We start from the raw sequence: 16056 nt of genomic DNA, 5'->3' as shown, positions 1-16056 counted from the left end.
CGCGTCCTTCGCGCGATGTCCCGTGGGACAGCAACATGGCATGCAAGTTGCTCATGCTTGTGATGTCGCACCGGTGAGGCCGGTTCCGACGCACCGCGCTGACCACAGACATTGCAGGGAGAGAGAGATGATGAACGCCAAGCTGTATTACGGGGAACATTCGACCGTGGTGGAAGCGGTGGATATCGACGAGGAGATCTCGTACTGGATGCGGCACTACCGCAATTACGTCCCGCGCTTCCGCAGCGAGGATTACCTGCCGGCGCTGAAACTCGGGCTGGACGCGTACCTGCGCGGCCACGGCCAGGACTTCGACGACATGGCCGACAACCTGCAGCTGTGCTACGTGCGGGTGCGCGGCAATTCGCGGCTGGACTGGAACGAGGCGCTGCCCGTTGCGATGGCCGCGTGGACGCGGCTGTCCGAGCGGCACGCGCCGCGTTCGTACGAACAGGAGCCGCGCTTCGGGTTCGCGACGATCCGCTGACGGAGACGACGATACCGTCGTGTCGAATCATGCCGCACACGGAGGTGCGGCTGGAGTAATCCCCGCCATTGCGGAATGACGAAGGCCTCAGCGCAGCGCCTTGCCCTCGAGCAACGCCCGCCCGCGCTCCAGGTGCATCGCCATGTGGTCGCGCGTGTTGTTGAGGAAATTGCGGACCGATTCGTCCTGCGCGGCGGGGATCAGCCGCGCGTCGAGCAGCGCCAACGCATCGACATGGCCCGCGACCATCGCTTCCAGCCAGGCGCGTTCGTACGCCGCGCCGGACTTCTCCGACAACGCATCGAGTTCCGCCTTGCCGCGGCCCACCAGTGCGTGCACTTCCGTCGTGATTTCCATGCCGATCGGCGGTTCGCCCGAAGCGATCGCGCGCAACGCCGCCAGGTTCTCGCTGTGCTCGCGGTGCAGCAGGTCGGCGTACTCGCGCACCGGCGCGCGCAACTTCTTTCCGCGCGCCTGTTCGGCGGCGGCGATCTCGTGCTCGTCCAGCGCGGCGACGAGCGCCAGCGACACGCCCTGCGATGGCGGCGGAGCGGGAGCGGGCGGTGGCCGGTCGGCGCTGGTGTGCGTGTCCGACGCGGTCGTGCCCGCGCCGGTCGCGTCGGTCGATGGCTGCTGCGACGCGGGCGGGGCCGTGTCCGCCGGCGTTGCGTCGTCGCGATGGCAGCCGGCGAACGCCACGGCCGCCATCGCGACGATCAGGAGCGGCGCGAAGGAGCGCATCGCGCGAACGTCAGTGAGGCGTCGCGACGCCCTTGACCAGCTCCTCGGTGGCGCCGTTGTCCGCGCCGTGCGCGAAGTCCGCCAGCGATACGAAGCCGACCAGCCGCTTGTCGCGGTTGATCACCGGGAGGCGGCGCACCTGCAGGTCGGCCATGTTGCGCGCGACGTCGTCGACGTCCTGGTCGTCGAAGCAGTAGCGGATGTCCTGCGTCATCACGTCGCGCACCGGCGTGTCGGCGTTGAGGCCGCGAGCGACGGCGCGGACGGCGATGTCGCGGTCGGTCACCATGCCGACCAGGCGATCGCCGTCGCCGACCGGCAGGCTGCCCACGTCCATGCGCTGCATCGTCTCGGCGGCTTCGCGGATGCTGCGGTTCGGCGCGGTCAGGAAGACGTCGGTGTTCATGATCTGCGCGACTTTCATGGGCGTGCTCCATTGCGGGGGTCGAAACCGGAACCTTCGCACCGGCGCGATTCGTCGCGCGTGAAGCCGCCGCACATTCGACGTGAATCCGCGACGGGCGGCCTTCCGCCGGAGCGGCTGCGCGCTTGAGCGTTCCCGCCGTCGCATGACAGGATCGCGCCGGTGAACGCTCCCGATGCCGACGACCTCCACCTTCGCGACCTCGCGCGCCTGCGCCGGGTGCGCGACCGCATGGACCGCGAGTACGCCAGGCCGCTCGACGTGGAAGCGCTCGCCCGTGGCGTGCACATGTCGGCCGGGCACCTGAGCCGGCAATTCAAGCTGGCCTTCGGCGAATCGCCCTACAGCTACCTGATGACGCGCCGCATCGAGCGCGCGATGGCGCTGCTGCGTCGCGGCGACATGAGCGTCACCCAGGTGTGTTTCGAAGTGGGCTGTTCCTCGCTGGGCAGCTTCAGCACGCGCTTCGCCGAACTGGTCGGCATGCCGCCCAGCGCCTACCGTCGCCAACGGGACGGGGCGGCCGACGGCATGCCTGCCTGCGTCGCCAGGCAGGTCACGCGACCGGTCCGGTCCGCACCGGTCAGGAATGAAGAAGCGCCCGCCGATGCGCCGGCCCTAGACTGAACGGGTGGACATTCCACCGCCTTCATCCAGTCAGGAGTCCGACCCCATGGACCTCACCATCCACTCCACCTTCCTGCCGCACAACGATCCCGACGCGGCGCTGGGCTTCTATCGCGACACGCTCGGCTTCGAAGTGCGCAACGACGTCGATTACGGCGGGCTGCGCTGGATCACCGTCGGGCCGAAGGGCCAGCCGGAAACGAACATCGTGCTGACGCCGCCGGCGATCACGCCCGGCATCACCGAGCAGGAGCGGCGCACGCTCGTTGAGATGATGGCCAAGGGCACCTACGCGATGATCATCCTCGCCAGCCGCGACCTCGACGCCACCTTCGAGAAGGTGCAGGCGAGCGGGGCGGAGGTGATCCAGGAACCGACCGACCAGCCCTACGGCGTGCGCGATTGCGCGTTCCGCGATCCGGCCGGCAACCACGTGCGCATCAACCAGGTGCGCTGAGGGCGCAGGACGCCCCGGTGTCCGGGAACCCGCGAATCACGTGCGCGGCCCGCGTTCCTCGCGCGGTCGCGCCTTGCGGTCGCGGAACAGCGCGCTGATCACCAGCGCCAGCCCCAGCGCCGTCGCGACCAGGAACAGCACCAGCGCCAGCCATTCGTAGCGGTTCGTCGTGCCCGGGCCGCTGCCGCGCAGCAGCATCGCCGAGGCGAGGATCAGCGCGGCGACCACCACGCCCGCGGCGATGCGGTTGGCGATCTTCTGCAGGTTCTCCATCAAACGCGATTCCTGCAGGCCGGTGATGCGCACCTGCAGGCGGTTCTCCGCGAGCAGCGACAGCGCCGCGGACAGCTTGCGCGGCGCGTCCTGCACCAGGCCCTGCAGTTCGACCGCTTCCACCGCGAGCGCGGGCATCGACAGCGAGCGCCTGATCTGCGCGGTGATCATCGTCGGCATGTGGCTCTCGATGACCTTCTGCACGTTCAATTGCGGCGCCAGCAGCCGGCACACGCCTTCCAGGTGCAGCAGCGTGCGGCCGAGCAGGCTGAGTTCGGGCGGCGTGCGCAAGCCGCACATCGCGCCGATGCGGGTGAGGTCGAGCATCAGCCGGCCTTCGGAATGGTCCTTCAATCCGGCATGCGCGGCGTAGCGCGCGATGAGCTGGCCGGATTCGCGCAGGTAGCGCTCCTCGTCGAAGGTTTCCAGCCGCGTGCCGAGCGCGATGACCTCGTCCGCCGCATCGTCGCCGCGGCCTTCCACCGCCGAGAACATCAGCTTCAGCAGACGCGTGCGCTGGCGCGGCGGCACGTGCACGACCATGCCCAGATCGATCACCGCGAGGCGGCCGTCGTCGGTGAGCAGCAGGTTGCCCGGATGCGGGTCGGCATGGATCTCGCCATGCACGAACATCTGGTCGAGGTAACCGCGCAGCAGCGATTCGCACAGTCCTTCCAGCGCGTCCGGCCGCACGCGCGAGAGGCCGTGGGCATCGAGCGGATCGCCGTTGACCAGGTCCATCACCAGCACGCGGGTGCGCGTGAGCGGCCACACCGGACGCGGGATCAGCAGGTCGGGGTATGCGGCCAGATGTTCGGAGAAGCGCTCCAGGTTCGCCGCTTCCAGCGTGTAGTCGAGCTCGCCCACCAGCGCCTTGCGGAACTCGTGCACCCAGTCGGAGAACCGCACGCGCTGGCCGAGCCCGGTGGTGTGGTCGACACCGGTGGCGATCGAATCGAGCACCGCGAGGTCCTGCCGCACTTCCTCCGCGACACCGGGCCGCTGCACCTTCACCGCGACGGGACGACCGTCGAGCAACCGCGCGCGATGCACCTGCGCCAGCGACGCCGAGCCCAGCGGCGAGGGATCGAACCACGCGAAGATCTCGTCGATGGGGCGTTCGAGCGAGGTTTCCACCTGCGTGCGGATCGCATCGAATTCGACCGGCGTGACCTGGCTCTGCATGCGCGTGAGCGCGGCGAGGTACGCCGGCGGCACCAGGTCGGTGCGCGTGGACAGCGCCTGGCCGAGCTTGATGAAGGTGGGCCCCAGCGCTTCGAGGTCCTTCACGAACTGCTCTGGCCGCTGGTCGGCGACGTCGACCTCGCCGGCGACCGCGGTGGAGGAACGCAGGTCCAGCCCGGTGAACACGCCGGTGCCGCGATAGCGCATCAGGAACCGCAGGATGCGGCCGGTGCGCGCCAGGCCGTTGGCCTGCGTGCTGGTGGCATCGCGCGGCTTGGGAATCGCGGAGAGCGAGGGCGCGGGCAGGGCGTCTGGCATTCGATCGGGCTCCGTCGTGCGGGGGAATGCGGGTGTCGTTGCAACCCGCGTCCGCATGCCGCGGGTGGTGCGCTGCGTGCGCATGGAGCGTGCGTCGCGTCGCCGCGAACGGGCTCCAGCATAGGAGGACGGTGCTAAGGCTTCGTGAGCCCCGGCCGCCGCGCGCTTCACGCGCGGCGGCCGGCGTCAGTCACCCGCTCTTCGCGCCGGGATCGCCGTTGGACGGGATCCGCCGCTCCACCCACGCGATCAGCGTCAGCACGATCAGCGCCAGCACCGTCGCCAGCGTCGCGAGCAGGTGATAGCGGAAGCCGCACATCACGCCGATCACCGCGACCATCAGGATCGACGCCGCCGTGGTGATGCCCACCACCACCTGCGAACCGCGCCGCGCGAAGATCGTGCCAGCGCCGATGAACGACACGCCGGCGATGACGGCTTCGACCAGGCGCAGCGGATCCATCGTCAGGTGCTGCACGCTGTCGAGGCGGTGGTCGGTGATCACCAGCTGCCCCAACCCCACCAGCAGCGCCGCCGCGCCGCCAACCAGCATGTGCGTGCGGAACCCGGCCGGGCGGTTCTTCAACTCCCGCTCGAAGCCGACCGCGCCGCCCAGCAGCATCGCCAGCGCCGCGTCGCGCAGGACGAGCAGTTGCAGGGTCCAGTCCATCCACCCACGGTGGAAGCCGGGGCGTGTAGGCGCCGTCACGGACGGCCGGTGCGCCCCACACGCGCCGCTCACGACACCATTCCTACCATCCGCGGCACATCAGGACGGGAGCGGAGGACAGCACCATGGGCATCATCATCTGGTTGATCGTGGGTGGCATCGTCGGCTGGCTGGCCAGTCTCATCATGCGTCGCGATGCGCAGCAGGGCATCATCCTCAACATCGTCGTCGGCATCATCGGCGCCTTCATCGGCGGCTGGCTCGGCAGCATGCTGGGCATCGGCGGCGGCGACATCAACGACGGGAACTTCAGCATCGCCGGCCTCTTGCTGTCGCTGCTGGGCGCGGTGGTGCTGCTTGCCATCGTGAACCTGTTCACGCGCGGTCGCGCCCGCTGACGCATGAAGCACAAGCGGTTCCGCTTCGGAACCGGATTCCGCGTGGCCTTCGACGTGCGCAAGGTGCAGGCGGCCGAAATGGTCATCGCACCGGGCGATAGCGAAGGCGGTCCGGACAACCGGCATCGCGGCGCGGACCAGTGGCTGTACGTGGTATCGGGCACGGGGCTGGCGATCGTCGAAGGACGTCGCCAGCCCCTGAAAGCGGGCAGCCTGCTGGTGATCGAGCGCGGCGAGCGCCACGAGATCCGCAACACCGGGCGCACACGCCTGGCGACCGTCAATTTCTACTATCCGCCGGCATACGACCGGGACGAGGAGCCGTTGTCCGCAGGTCGCAAGTGAGGCGGGCCGATCAACGGGATCGTCGCGCGTACCACTGCGCGAGCGCGTCCGGCAGGTAATCGCCGACGTCGATATCGAGCGCGCGGTGCGCATCGAGCACGTCCAGCACCTGCTGGCGCAGCGCGTGCAGCATCTGCATGCGATCCAGATGCCCGGGTTCGCCTTCCACGCGATCGAGCACGGCCATCCCCCAGCCGAACAGCGCCGGCGCACGGGCCTGCATCTGCGCCTGGATCCAGCCGCGCAGCGGCGCGTGCACGGTGTGGCCGGTTTGGGCCAGGCCTTCGACCGCCTGCGCCAGCAGCGGATACGCGCCCCGGTACCACTCCGTCAGCCCCGCCGCCTGCACGCGCACCGTGAGCGGCGCCGGCGCGCTGTGTTCATTGAGGCGATGGCCGAGTTCGAGTTCGAGTCGTCGTGCATCGCGCACCGTCTCGGTTTCCACCAGCAGGGCGCGGTCGAGGTCGAAGAACTCGAAGAAGCGCGGATGCAGCGCCTGCATGCGCTCCAGCGGCTGCCGCGAAAACCCCAGCTTGAGCAGGTCCTCGTACGCGCAGGGCAGCACGTAGAGGTGGCAGGCGCCTTCGCTGGCGCCGCGGGTGCGTTCGGGCTCGCTGGTGCGCAGGAAAGCCATGCGCCGATGATCGCCCATCGCGCGTGTACGCGCTCCGTCGCGTTCCGTCGCGACGCGATTTTGATGCGGCACTTCCGATGCTGGACGCATGGCACGTGCGCGCAAGATCCCGACGCCCCGGAACGGCAACGGCAGCGGTGTTCCGAAGGACGAGGCGTGCATCGCCTCGGCGAGCGACGGCGGGCTGGTCTACGTGAGCGACGGCGAGCCGGGGCTGCGTCGCATGCGCTCGGGGCGCGGGTTCCGCTACATCGACCCCGAAGGCCGCACCGTGCGCGATGCGGACACGCTGGCGCGGATCCGCTCGCTGGCGATTCCGCCGGCCTATCGCGACGTGTGGATCTGCCGCCGCGCGAACGGCCACCTGCAGGCATGCGGTCGCGACGCGCGTGGACGCAAGCAGTACCGCTACCACCCGCGCTGGAAGGAAGTGCGCGACGCCCGCAAGTTCGATCGCATCGTCGCTTTCGCGGCCGCGCTGCCGCATCTGCGTCGCGCGTTGCGGCGCGACCTGGCGCGCGAAGGACTGGGGCGCGAGAAGGTGCTGGCGATCGTCGTCTCGGTACTGGCCGACACGCTGGTGCGCATCGGCAACTCCGAATACGCGCGCGGCAACCGCTCCTATGGCCTAACCACGCTGCGCAACCGCCACGTCGAATTCCTCCGCGGCGGTCGCGCGCACCTGCGTTTTCGCGGCAAGGGCGGACTGGAGCACGACATCGTCCTCGACGACGCGCGACTGACGAAGCTGATGCGCCGCTGCCAGCAATTGCCGGGGCAGATGCTGTTCCAGTACCTCGACGGCGACGGAACGCAGCAGCCGGTCGATTCGGGCATGGTCAACGATTACCTGCGCGACGCGATGGGCGCGGAGTTCACCGCCAAGGATTTCCGCACCTGGGGCGGGACGCTGGTGGCGATCCGCCTGCTCGCCGAACGCGAGGTGCCGCGCCGCGAGGACGGCGAGGTCAAGATCACCGCCATTCCCGCCGTGCGCAACGAAGTGATCAAGGAAGTCGCGCACCTGCTGGGCAACACCCCGGCGGTGTGCCGCAAGTCCTACATCGACCCGACCGTGTTCGAATGCTGGGAAGACGGGCGCCTGCAGCGGGCGGTGGCTGGTGCGCGTGGCGATCGCCAGTGGGAACAGGCGGCGCTGCGCCTGCTGCGGCGCAGTCGCAAGGGCGGGAAAGGCGCGAAGGGCTAGCAGCGGCAGGCGTTCACGCCGGCATGGTTTCCTGCGCGGACTCGGGCATCGCGATGGAACTGAGGTCGTAGCCGGTCAGGCGTGCGATCAGCTCGATGCCTTTCTGCGTCGGCTCCCAGCGCTCGTTCTCGAACACCGCCAGTCCCTGCATGGCCAGCCGCTGCATCGTCGGCGTTTCCATCAGCGCACGTTCCCAGCGGAACAACTGCGTCCGGTTCCGCAGCGCGAGCAGCGCGAAACGTTCGGTCTGGGTCAGCTCGGTGCCGGTGAGTCGACAGGCCTGGCGCATGGGCATACCGGAGGCGAAGTGGAACCCAGAATCCGCAACCGGCGTTTGCGGGCCTATCAGACGAGTCCGAAAGATGCGTGGTTGCCGCCGAAAGGATGGGAGCCCGCCAGCCGGAAACAAAAAGGCCCGCCGAAGCGGGCCTTTCAAGGTAATGGTGGAGGTGGGGGGAATTGAACCCCCGTCCGAAGGCACTCCATCCCCGGCACTACATGCTTAGCGCTCCGTTGGATCTCGCCCCCGGACAGCACGGCGCGCAAAGCGCATCCGAAGGCCAGCCTGTTTTGGGTTGACCGGGGGCTGACAGGCAACGGCCTCCGGCGATTCCGTGATAGTGACCCTACGCTGCGAGCACGGACACAAGCAGTTTCGGGGCTTAGGCCTTAAGCGGCCAGAGCGTAGTTGTCGTCGTTGGCAACTATGAGTTCGCAGCTGGATTTACGAGGAAAGCTACCCCCTCGGCATGCGCCAAGCGATTTCGCAACCCCCGTCGAAGCCAGTGCACCCCCGGGGACAGCTCGCGCTGACCCGACCAGTATAGGGGCGACGGTCGCGACCACAAGGGCCGCGCTGACGCGCGTTTGCGCACGTTCAAGCGGGGAGGCGCGTTCCGGCGTTTCCCGACGTTCCGGACGCCCGCTGCGACGGTGCCGCCGCTCAGGTGTCCTCGAGCAGCTGGATCAGCGCCCGCTGCTTCTTGCGCGGCAGCTTGCGGACCAGGCCGACCAGGCGCAGTTCTTCGGGGTTGTCGTACTTGCTGGGCTGCTCGCGCACGAGGTTCTTGCCCTCCATCGTGCCGCGGCCGGTGGAGATCCATTCGTAGCTGAGCCCCAGCTGCACCGCCATCGCGCGCAGGCGTTCGTTGGCGGGGATCGACAGCCCCAGCGACCATTTGCGGGCCGATTCGCGACTGACTTCGTAGTACTCGGCGACCGCGGCGGTGCGGCCCCGACCCTGCGCGATGCCGGCGTAATCCCAGACCTCGTGCAGGCGTTTGGCGAATTCCTTGTGCGGTGCTTTAGGCATTTCCCTACGCTCGAAACAGGAGAGTTCCGACACGCACATCAGGAGTGTGCGTCGTCGCAACTTATTGTTGCGCGGCCTGCAAGAAAAGCGCGCATTTATGGGTTGTTGAATGTGCCAACTGGCGGTGGTATCCAATGCCGCATGACTAACGAAATGGACGTCGCGGCCAATCCGGTCGAGCGATACGTAGAATGTTTCCCATCCTGTGGCGCGGCTGCGCAGGCAGCCGGCATCAGCACCGAAATGCTTCGGCGCATGCGCAAGCGCGGTTACGTCACCACGCGAAAACGTGCGTTGATCATGGCGCGCGCATGCAGTTTCCGTGTCGATGCTATCGAGCTGCTGGCGCTCTCGGTGTGCGGCGTTCGCCACGGGGCCCGCGGACCTGACCGTGCATGTGATCGCCCACACGGTTTGCTCCGTGCCGTCAGGCTGAACGCGACAAAGTCTCGCCCCTGTATGCTTGGGGGATGAGCCCCGTGGCCGTTCGCGAAGACCGCACGCCCGACCTGTCCGAGCTGGCGCCACGCCGCGGCTACCTGCTGGCGTTGATCGTGCTGGTGGGCTCGCTGCTGCTGGTGTTCACGGCGTGGCATGCGGCGCGCGAACGCGAGTTGCGCGCGGCCGAAGCCGAGTTCATCAGCAAGACCGCCGAAGTCACCGAACTGCTGCGCCAGGGCATGACGAAGTACGAGCTGGTCGCGCGCGGCGGCGTGTCGATGTTCGCGTCGGTGACGCGACCGCGACCGTCGCCGATGCAGTGGCAGGCGTACGTCGACGGCATGGACCTGCAGCGGCGCTTCCCGGGCATGGTCGGACTGGGGTTCGGCGAGTTCGTGCCGGCCACGCGCCTGACCGACCTGCAGCTGGAATGGCGCGAGGCCGGCCACGGGCTGCTGCAGATCTGGCCGCGCGGGCAACGGCGCGACTATGGGCCGATCCTCTACCTGGAACCGAAGACGCCGGCGAACGTCGGCGCGATCGGCTTCGACATGTATTCCGAGCCGGTGCGCCACGCCGCGATGACCAAGGCGATGGAAACCGGCAACGCCACGCTGTCCGGGCCGGTGCACCTGATCCAGGACGGCTCGTTGCGCAGCACCGGGCTGCTGCTGTACCTGCCGGTCTATCGCGGCGGGGCGCGGCCGGCGACGCTCGCCAACCGGCGCGCCGAAATGCAGGGCTGGGTGTACGTGCCGGTGCGGATGGAAGGCTTCGTGCGCAACGCGCTGGGCCCGCTGCGCAACGATAACCAGTTTCGCGTGTACGACGTGTCGGCCGGCGAGCGCCTGCTGTACGCGACCTACGCGCCGAACGACCGGCCGCCGCCGGCGTTCCGCCACAGCAGCACGTTCGAACTGTACGGCCGTCACTGGCGGGTGGATTTCGAATCGCCGCCGCTGGCGCAGGCTGCGCCGCGCCTGCTGGGGCTGCGCAACCTGCTCGCGCTGGGGCTGTTCTCGTCGCTGCTGCTGTACGCGGTGGCGTGGATGCTGGCGCGTACCGAGGCGCAGGCGTATCGCATCGCGGTACGCATGACCGAGGACTTCCGCCGCAGCGAGGCGCGTTTCCGCAGCGCGATGCGCTATTCCGCGATCGGCAAGGCGCTGCTGGACAGCGAGGGCCACATCGTCGAGGCCAATCCCGCGCTGGGGAACATCGTCGGACTGACGCCCGAGGCGCTGGTCGGCCGGCGTTTCGACGCGCTGTTCGAAAGCGACGAGCCGGAAATGATCGCCTACGGCCACGGCACCACGGACGCGCAGGGCGTGCATCGCGCGACGCGCCGCCTGCATCGCGAAGGGGGCGAGCCGCGACAGGCGCAGCTGACCTACGCGCCGGTGCCGGGAAACGTCGGTCAGGACATCGCCGGACTGGTGCAGGTGGAGGACGTCACCGAGCGCCTGCGGGCCGAGGCGCGCGTGCATGCGCTCAACCGGACGCTCGAGGCGAGGGTGGCCCTGCGCACCCGCGAATTGAGCCAGGCCAACCAGGAGTTGGAGGCCTTCGCATACTCTGTCTCACACGATCTGCGCGCGCCGTTGCGGGCGATCGACGGCTTCAGCCGCATCCTGATCGAGCGCCATTGCGCCGGCATGGACGAGAACGGCCGTGCGTACCTGGCGCGCGTGCGCCGCGCGGCGGCGCGCATGGGCGAGCTGATCGACGCGCTGCTCAAGATGTCGCGCGTGAGCCGCGGCGAGCTGCGCCTGGAACGCGTGGACCTGAGCCGGCTCGCCGGCGAGGTGATCGAGGAGTTGCGCGTGGGCGACCACCGGCGGCAGGTCGAGGTGGACATCCAGCCCGACCTGTTCGTGATCGGCGATGCGCCGCTGCTGCGCAACCTGCTCGGCAACCTGCTGGGCAATGCGTGGAAATTCACCCGCGACCGGCTCGACGCGCGCATCGAATTCGGCGCGGTGCCGACGGAGCAGGGGCTGGAGTACTTCGTTCGCGACAACGGCGCGGGTTTCTCGCAGACCTATGTCGACAAGCTGTTCCGCCCGTTCCAGCGCCTGCACCACAACGAGGATTTCGCCGGCCACGGCATCGGCCTGGCGTCGGTCAAGCGCATCGTCGAACGCCACGGCGGCAGCATCCGCGCGGAAGGCGAAGTGGGGAAGGGCGCGACGTTCTGGTTCACGCTGCCGCGCGAGAAGCTGGGCGAGTAAGACGAGGAACGAGTCAAGAGGAGTGAGAAACGAGTTGAACGCTCACTCTAGTTTCTCGTTCCTCTCCGCTCGTTCCTCACGCGTCTTTATTATGGCGCCGCATCACCCGCTGCTTCTCGCGTTGCCAGTCGCGCTCCTTGCTCGCTTCGCGCTTGTCGTGCGCCTGCTTGCCCTTGGCGAGCGCGACTTCGGCCTTGACCTTGTTGCCCTTCCAGTACAGCGCGGTCGGCACGATGGTGTAGCCGTCGCGCTGCACGCGGCCGATGAGGGTGTCGATCTCCGCGCGATGCAGCAACAGTTTGCGCGAGCGACGGTCGTCGGCGACCACGTGGGTCGAGGCCGAGATCAACGGCGTGATCTGCGAGCCGATCAGGAAGATCTCGTTGCGCAGGACCACCGCGTAGGCGTCGCCGATGTTGGCGCGGCCGGCACGGATCGCCTTCAGCTCCCAGCCCTGCAGGGACAGGCCGGCCTCGAACTTCTCTTCGAGGTGGTACTCGTGGCGGGCGCGCTTGTTCAGCGCGATGGTCCCGCCGCCGGCGCCCTTTCCCTTATCCTTGCCGGTCTTCTTGTTGGAATTCTTGGACATCGCGCCATTGTCCCCGAAAGCGGGGCCCGCGCGCGACACCAGCGCTTCGGGAACCGCCGCCGCATGCAGACCATCCGCCGTTCCGCCCTCGTCGAACACTCCGCCGCGCGCATGTACGCGCTGGTGAACGACGTGGCCGCCTATTCGCGCCGCTTCAGCTGGTGCGAGGCCTCCACGGTGCTGGAGGAGGGCAGCCAGGAGGACGGCACCGGGCGCATGGTGGCGCGGCTGGACATCGGTTTCGGCGCGCTGCGCACCTGGTTCGTCACGCAGAACACCACCCGCGCGCCGCACCACATCGACCTGAAGCTGGTCGACGGGCCATTCCAGAGCCTGGGCGGGCGCTGGGAATTCCACGCGCTGGACGAGTCGGCCTGCAAGGTGACGCTCACGCTGGAGTTCGAGCCGAAGGTGAAGCTGCTGGGCCCGGCGATGGCGGTGGGCTTCCAGAGCCTGGCCGACCGCATGGTCGACGACTTCGTGCGGGTGGCCGATCGCGGAGACGAGGCGTGAGGATCGAGGTCGTCCGCGCCTGGCCGCGGCGCTTCGACTCGGTCTGGCTGGAACTGCCCGCGGGCGCGACCGTGGCCGATGCGCTGTCGGCGGCGGGATGGCGGGACGAGCCCGAAACCGTCGGCTACGCCGTGTTCGGCGTGCGCGCCACGCGGGAGACCGAACTGCGCGAGGGCGATCGCCTGGAACTGCTGCGCCCGCTGGTGGCCGACCCGAAGGACGCCCGCCGGCGACGAGCCGAATCGACCAAAACAAAACCCCGGCCGTGAGCCGGGGTTTTCGTTCGTGCTTCCGTTCGCGGAGCGGGGCGTTCGCGTAGGATCAGCGACCCTTCTTGCCCTTTTCCTTCGGCAGGTTGCGGCCGAACTGCTTGACCGTCTGGCGGGCCAGCTGTTCGTCCTGTTCGGGGAAGTAGTCGCCTTCCCACTTCACCAGGCTGTCGTTCTCGAACCACAGCGTGAGGTTCTTCTTCTCGGTGGTGCCGCGACGGTTGGTGCGCTGCGTGGCGGTGTAGTCCCAACGGTCGTGGTGGAACGGATCCTCCACCGACGGCGTGCCGAGCAGCAGCGTGACCTGCTGCTTGCTCATGCCGGTCTGCAACTGGTCGATGTTGGCCTTTTCCAGCAGGTTGCCCTGGTAGATCGGCTGCTTGTAGAGGATGCCGCAGCCGCTGGTGACCAAGGCAATGGAGAGGACCAGCAGGAGCTTGTGCGTGTGCTTCGGCATCGGTGTCTGCGACAGGCGGATAACGCCGCGATGATACACTGAAGGGCGTATCCACCAAGCGCGGAGTCGGGCGGACCAGCTTACCGGTCGGCCGTGTTCATCCGCCGTTCCGGCGCCCCCGGTCGCGCCGCTTCGTTGAGGGACCACCATGGAATCGCAAGACCTCCGCAAGGCCGGACTCAAGGTCACCCATCCGCGACTGCGGATCCTGGAACTGCTGGAGCAGGCCAAGCCCCGGCACATGACCGCCGAGGACATCTACCGCCACCTGCTCGAACACGGCGAGGACATCGGCCTTGCGACCGTGTACCGCGTGCTGACGCAGTTCGAGGCGGCGGGGCTGGTGCTCAAGCACAACTTCGAGGCCGGGCAGTCGGTGTACGAACTCGATCGCGGCCACCATCACGACCATATGGTCGACATCGACTCCGGCAAGATCATCGAGTTCGAGAGCCCGGAGATCGAAGAGCTGCAGCGCAAGGTCGCGGCCAGGCACGGCTACGAGATCGAAGAGCACTCGCTGGTGCTCTATGTGCGGAAGAAGCGGTAAGAGCAGGGATTCAGCATCGGGGATTCGCAAGAGCGGCTCCCGCGGGCTTCCCGCACCAAACAGAAAGCCCGCCGGATGGCGGGCTTTCTGTTTTTCCGAATCCCGGGTCCCGGCTCCTCACCCCACGTCGGCCAGCAACCGCTTCGCCGCCGCGCGCGCCTCGCGCGTGAGTTCCACGCCGCCGAGCATGCGCGCGAGCTCTTCCTCGCGTTCCTTCGCCTTCAGCAACTGCACCGCGCTCTGGGTGACGCCTTCGCTCTTGGCCTTGCTGACGCGGTAGTGCGCGTGGCCCTGCGCCGCGACCTGCGGCAGGTGGGTCACGCAGAGGACCTGCCGGCTGGCGCCCAGGGCGCGCAGCTTCTGTCCGACGATCTCCGCCACGGCGCCACCGATGCCGGTGTCGACTTCGTCGAACACCATCGTCGCCACGGCATCCAGCCCCAGCGCAGCGACTTCGATCGCCAGCGAGATGCGCGACAGTTCGCCGCCCGACGCCACCTTGCGCAGCGGGCGCGCCGGCTGGCCGGGGTTGGCGGCGACCATGAATTCCACGCGCTCGGCGCCCTGCGGATCGGGGCGCCCGGTGTCGAGCGGTTCCAGTTCGACATCGAACCGGCCTCCGCCCATGCCGAGTTCGCCGATCAGCGCGCTCGTGCTCGACGACAGATGCGCCGCCGCCTCGCGACGACGCGCGCTCAGCACCTGCGCGACCTCGCGCCATGCGTGGCCGGCGGCGTCGATCTCGCCATCCAGCTTCGCCAGGCGCACGCCGGCGCCGCGCAGGGTGTCGAGTTCGGCGGCGATCGCGTCGCGCTGCGCGGCGAGCTGCTCGGGCGCGACGCGATGCTTGCGCGCCAGTTCGTGCAGGCGGCCCAGGCGGTGTTCGAGCGAGTCGAACGCGGCGGGATCGAGGTCCAGGTCGCTGCGCACGCGGTCGAGCAGGGCGAGCGCTTCGTCGATCTGGATCGTGGCGGCGTCGAGCATCGCATCGACTTCGCCCAGCCGCGGCTCGTGTTCGGCCACGCGGGCGAGGTCCGAACGCACGTGCTGCAGCGTGCGCGAAAGCGAGGGGCCGTCGTCGCCGCCGAGCTGCGCGAACGCGCCGTCGCAGGCGGCGATCAGCCCGGCGGCGTGCGCATGGCGGCGATGGTCGGCCTGCAGGCGGTCGATGGCGTCCGGCGAGAGGTCTTCGCGATCGAGTTCGGCGTGCTGGTGTTCCAGCCAGTCGATGCGGTCGGAGACGTCGCCCTGCGCGAGCAGCGTGTCGCGCTCGGCGAGCAGCGCGCTCCAGCGGGCGGCGGCGACTTCCACCGCGCGGCGTTCGGCCTCGGTGCGGCCGAAGGCGTCGAGCAGGGCGAGCTGGCTCGGGCGCGAGAGCAGGGCCTGGTGTTCGTGCTGGCCGTGGATTTCCACCAGCAGCGCCGCCAGTTCGCCGAGCTGGCCCAGCGTCACCGGCCGGCCGTTCACCCACGCGCGCGAACCGCCGTCGGCGCGGATCACGCGGCGGATCTGGCAGCTGTCGTCCTCGTCGAGTTCGTTCTCGCGCAGCCAGGCGGCGGCTTGCGGAACGTCGTCGAGGGCGAACTCGGCGACCAGCTCGGCGCGATCGGCGCCGTGGCGCACCACGCCGCTGTCGGCGCGCAGGCCGGAGATCAGGCCCAGCGCGTCGACCAGCAGCGACTTGCCCGCGCCGGTTTCGCCGGAGATGACGGTCAGGCCGGGACCGAAGGCCAGTTCGGCTTCGGTGACGACGGCGAATTGCTTGAGGGACAGGTGGACGAGCATCGGAGCGCGATTGTGCCCTGTGTGGGTTGCGGCTTGATAGCGGTGGGGCGTCTCACGGGTGGAGATCGCGACCGGGTTCCGTTCGTGCGCTGGCGCCGCCTGTGGCTCGGGATGGCGCGCTCCGTAGCGTCCCGACTTGCGCC

20 protein-coding genes and 1 other RNA gene are annotated in these 16056 nt (G+C 68.7%); 10 read left to right on the top strand and 11 right to left on the bottom strand.

The window, feature by feature from the left end:
• Positions 1 to 127: 127 nt before the first annotated feature.
• Positions 128 to 487, top strand: a complete 360-nt coding sequence (locus I4U41_RS08665; RefSeq protein ID WP_206860745.1) for a hypothetical protein — start codon at positions 128 to 130, stop codon at positions 485 to 487.
• An 87-nt stretch (positions 488 to 574) separates the two neighbouring features.
• Here the strand turns inward: I4U41_RS08665 and I4U41_RS08660 are convergent, their stop codons facing one another.
• Both I4U41_RS08660 and I4U41_RS08655 read right to left on the bottom strand, forming a co-directional pair.
• On the bottom strand, positions 575 to 1228 hold the full coding sequence (locus I4U41_RS08660) for a DUF4142 domain-containing protein (RefSeq protein ID WP_206860744.1): 654 nt from the start codon (positions 1226 to 1228) through the stop codon (positions 575 to 577).
• Positions 1229 to 1238: 10 nt separating this feature from the next.
• Positions 1239 to 1652 carry a CBS domain-containing protein gene (locus tag I4U41_RS08655; protein WP_206860743.1) on the bottom strand — a complete coding sequence of 138 codons (414 nt, stop codon included), beginning with the start codon at positions 1650 to 1652 and terminating at the stop codon, positions 1239 to 1241.
• 162 nt (positions 1653 to 1814) lie between these two features.
• Between I4U41_RS08655 and I4U41_RS08650 the strand changes: the two genes are divergently transcribed.
• Positions 1815 to 2279, top strand: coding sequence for a helix-turn-helix transcriptional regulator (locus I4U41_RS08650; protein ID WP_320415162.1), 465 nt, complete (start codon positions 1815 to 1817; stop codon positions 2277 to 2279).
• A 46-nt stretch (positions 2280 to 2325) separates the two neighbouring features.
• The gene (locus I4U41_RS08645) at positions 2326 to 2736 is read left to right on the top strand and encodes a VOC family protein (RefSeq protein WP_206860742.1); all 411 of its coding nucleotides are present in this window, start codon (positions 2326 to 2328) and stop codon (positions 2734 to 2736) included.
• A 36-nt stretch (positions 2737 to 2772) separates the two neighbouring features.
• Here the strand turns inward: I4U41_RS08645 and I4U41_RS08640 are convergent, their stop codons facing one another.
• Together I4U41_RS08640 and I4U41_RS08635 are read right to left on the bottom strand one after the other, a co-directional pair.
• The gene (locus I4U41_RS08640) at positions 2773 to 4512 is read right to left on the bottom strand and encodes an ABC1 kinase family protein (protein ID WP_206860741.1); all 1740 of its coding nucleotides are present in this window, start codon (positions 4510 to 4512) and stop codon (positions 2773 to 2775) included.
• Positions 4513 to 4702: 190 nt separating this feature from the next.
• Positions 4703 to 5182: an MgtC/SapB family protein gene (locus tag I4U41_RS08635; protein ID WP_206860740.1), complete on the bottom strand. Its 480-nt coding sequence runs from the start codon at positions 5180 to 5182 to the stop codon at positions 4703 to 4705.
• A 125-nt stretch (positions 5183 to 5307) separates the two neighbouring features.
• Between I4U41_RS08635 and I4U41_RS08630 the strand changes: the two genes are divergently transcribed.
• Both I4U41_RS08630 and I4U41_RS08625 read left to right on the top strand, forming a co-directional pair.
• Positions 5308 to 5580: a GlsB/YeaQ/YmgE family stress response membrane protein gene (locus tag I4U41_RS08630; RefSeq protein ID WP_206860739.1), complete on the top strand. Its 273-nt coding sequence runs from the start codon at positions 5308 to 5310 to the stop codon at positions 5578 to 5580.
• A 3-nt stretch (positions 5581 to 5583) separates the two neighbouring features.
• Positions 5584 to 5925 carry a cupin domain-containing protein gene (locus tag I4U41_RS08625; protein WP_206860738.1) on the top strand — a complete coding sequence of 114 codons (342 nt, stop codon included), beginning with the start codon at positions 5584 to 5586 and terminating at the stop codon, positions 5923 to 5925.
• A gap of 10 nt (positions 5926 to 5935) precedes the next feature.
• On the opposite strand, the gene I4U41_RS08620 is transcribed toward I4U41_RS08625, so the two are convergent.
• On the bottom strand, positions 5936 to 6559 hold the full coding sequence (locus I4U41_RS08620) for a GIY-YIG nuclease family protein (protein ID WP_206860737.1): 624 nt from the start codon (positions 6557 to 6559) through the stop codon (positions 5936 to 5938).
• An 88-nt stretch (positions 6560 to 6647) separates the two neighbouring features.
• On the opposite strand from I4U41_RS08620, the gene I4U41_RS08615 reads away from it, so the two are divergent.
• Positions 6648 to 7766 carry a DNA topoisomerase IB gene (locus tag I4U41_RS08615; RefSeq protein WP_206860736.1) on the top strand — a complete coding sequence of 373 codons (1119 nt, stop codon included), beginning with the start codon at positions 6648 to 6650 and terminating at the stop codon, positions 7764 to 7766.
• Positions 7767 to 7779: 13 nt separating this feature from the next.
• Here the strand turns inward: I4U41_RS08615 and I4U41_RS08610 are convergent, their stop codons facing one another.
• From I4U41_RS08610 to I4U41_RS08600, 3 genes are all read right to left on the bottom strand, one after another.
• Positions 7780 to 8055, bottom strand: a complete 276-nt coding sequence (locus tag I4U41_RS08610) for a hypothetical protein (protein ID WP_206860735.1) — start codon at positions 8053 to 8055, stop codon at positions 7780 to 7782.
• 152 nt (positions 8056 to 8207) lie between these two features.
• Positions 8208 to 8561: a transfer-messenger RNA gene (gene ssrA / locus I4U41_RS08605) on the bottom strand.
• Between the two features lie 148 nt (positions 8562 to 8709).
• On the bottom strand, positions 8710 to 9078 hold the full coding sequence (locus I4U41_RS08600; RefSeq protein ID WP_206860734.1) for a hypothetical protein: 369 nt from the start codon (positions 9076 to 9078) through the stop codon (positions 8710 to 8712).
• Between the two features lie 479 nt (positions 9079 to 9557).
• On the opposite strand from I4U41_RS08600, the gene I4U41_RS08595 reads away from it, so the two are divergent.
• Positions 9558 to 11750 (top strand): CHASE domain-containing protein, encoded by a 2193-nt coding sequence (locus tag I4U41_RS08595; protein WP_206860733.1) that lies wholly within the window; start codon positions 9558 to 9560, stop codon positions 11748 to 11750.
• Between the two features lie 76 nt (positions 11751 to 11826).
• On the opposite strand, the gene smpB is transcribed toward I4U41_RS08595, so the two are convergent.
• Complete coding sequence (smpB, locus tag I4U41_RS08590; RefSeq protein WP_206860732.1) at positions 11827 to 12339, bottom strand: SsrA-binding protein SmpB; 513 nt, start codon at positions 12337 to 12339, stop codon at positions 11827 to 11829.
• 63 nt (positions 12340 to 12402) lie between these two features.
• Between smpB and I4U41_RS08585 the strand changes: the two genes are divergently transcribed.
• Together I4U41_RS08585 and I4U41_RS08580 are read left to right on the top strand one after the other, a co-directional pair.
• Positions 12403 to 12852, top strand: a complete 450-nt coding sequence (locus tag I4U41_RS08585) for a type II toxin-antitoxin system RatA family toxin (protein WP_206860731.1) — start codon at positions 12403 to 12405, stop codon at positions 12850 to 12852.
• On the top strand, positions 12849 to 13121 hold the full coding sequence (locus I4U41_RS08580; RefSeq protein WP_206860730.1) for an RnfH family protein: 273 nt from the start codon (positions 12849 to 12851) through the stop codon (positions 13119 to 13121). Before I4U41_RS08585 ends, I4U41_RS08580 begins: the two co-directional genes overlap by 4 nt.
• Before the next feature lie 52 nt (positions 13122 to 13173).
• On the opposite strand, the gene I4U41_RS08575 is transcribed toward I4U41_RS08580, so the two are convergent.
• Entirely contained in the window at positions 13174 to 13578 is a 405-nt protein-coding gene (locus I4U41_RS08575) for an outer membrane protein assembly factor BamE (protein ID WP_206860729.1), read from the bottom strand.
• Between the two features lie 148 nt (positions 13579 to 13726).
• Between I4U41_RS08575 and fur the strand changes: the two genes are divergently transcribed.
• Complete coding sequence (fur, locus tag I4U41_RS08570; RefSeq protein ID WP_206860728.1) at positions 13727 to 14128, top strand: ferric iron uptake transcriptional regulator; 402 nt, start codon at positions 13727 to 13729, stop codon at positions 14126 to 14128.
• 117 nt (positions 14129 to 14245) lie between these two features.
• Here fur and recN read toward each other — a convergent pair whose 3' ends face one another.
• Positions 14246 to 15913, bottom strand: a complete 1668-nt coding sequence (gene recN, locus I4U41_RS08565) for a DNA repair protein RecN (protein WP_206860727.1) — start codon at positions 15911 to 15913, stop codon at positions 14246 to 14248.
• Positions 15914 to 16056: the final 143 nt, after the last annotated feature.

The sequence above is a fragment of the Lysobacter changpingensis genome, from assembly GCF_017308985.1.
Classification (GTDB): domain Bacteria; phylum Pseudomonadota; class Gammaproteobacteria; order Xanthomonadales; family Xanthomonadaceae; genus Lysobacter_J; species Lysobacter_J changpingensis.
This window is presented reverse-complemented; position numbering and strand designations above follow the sequence as displayed.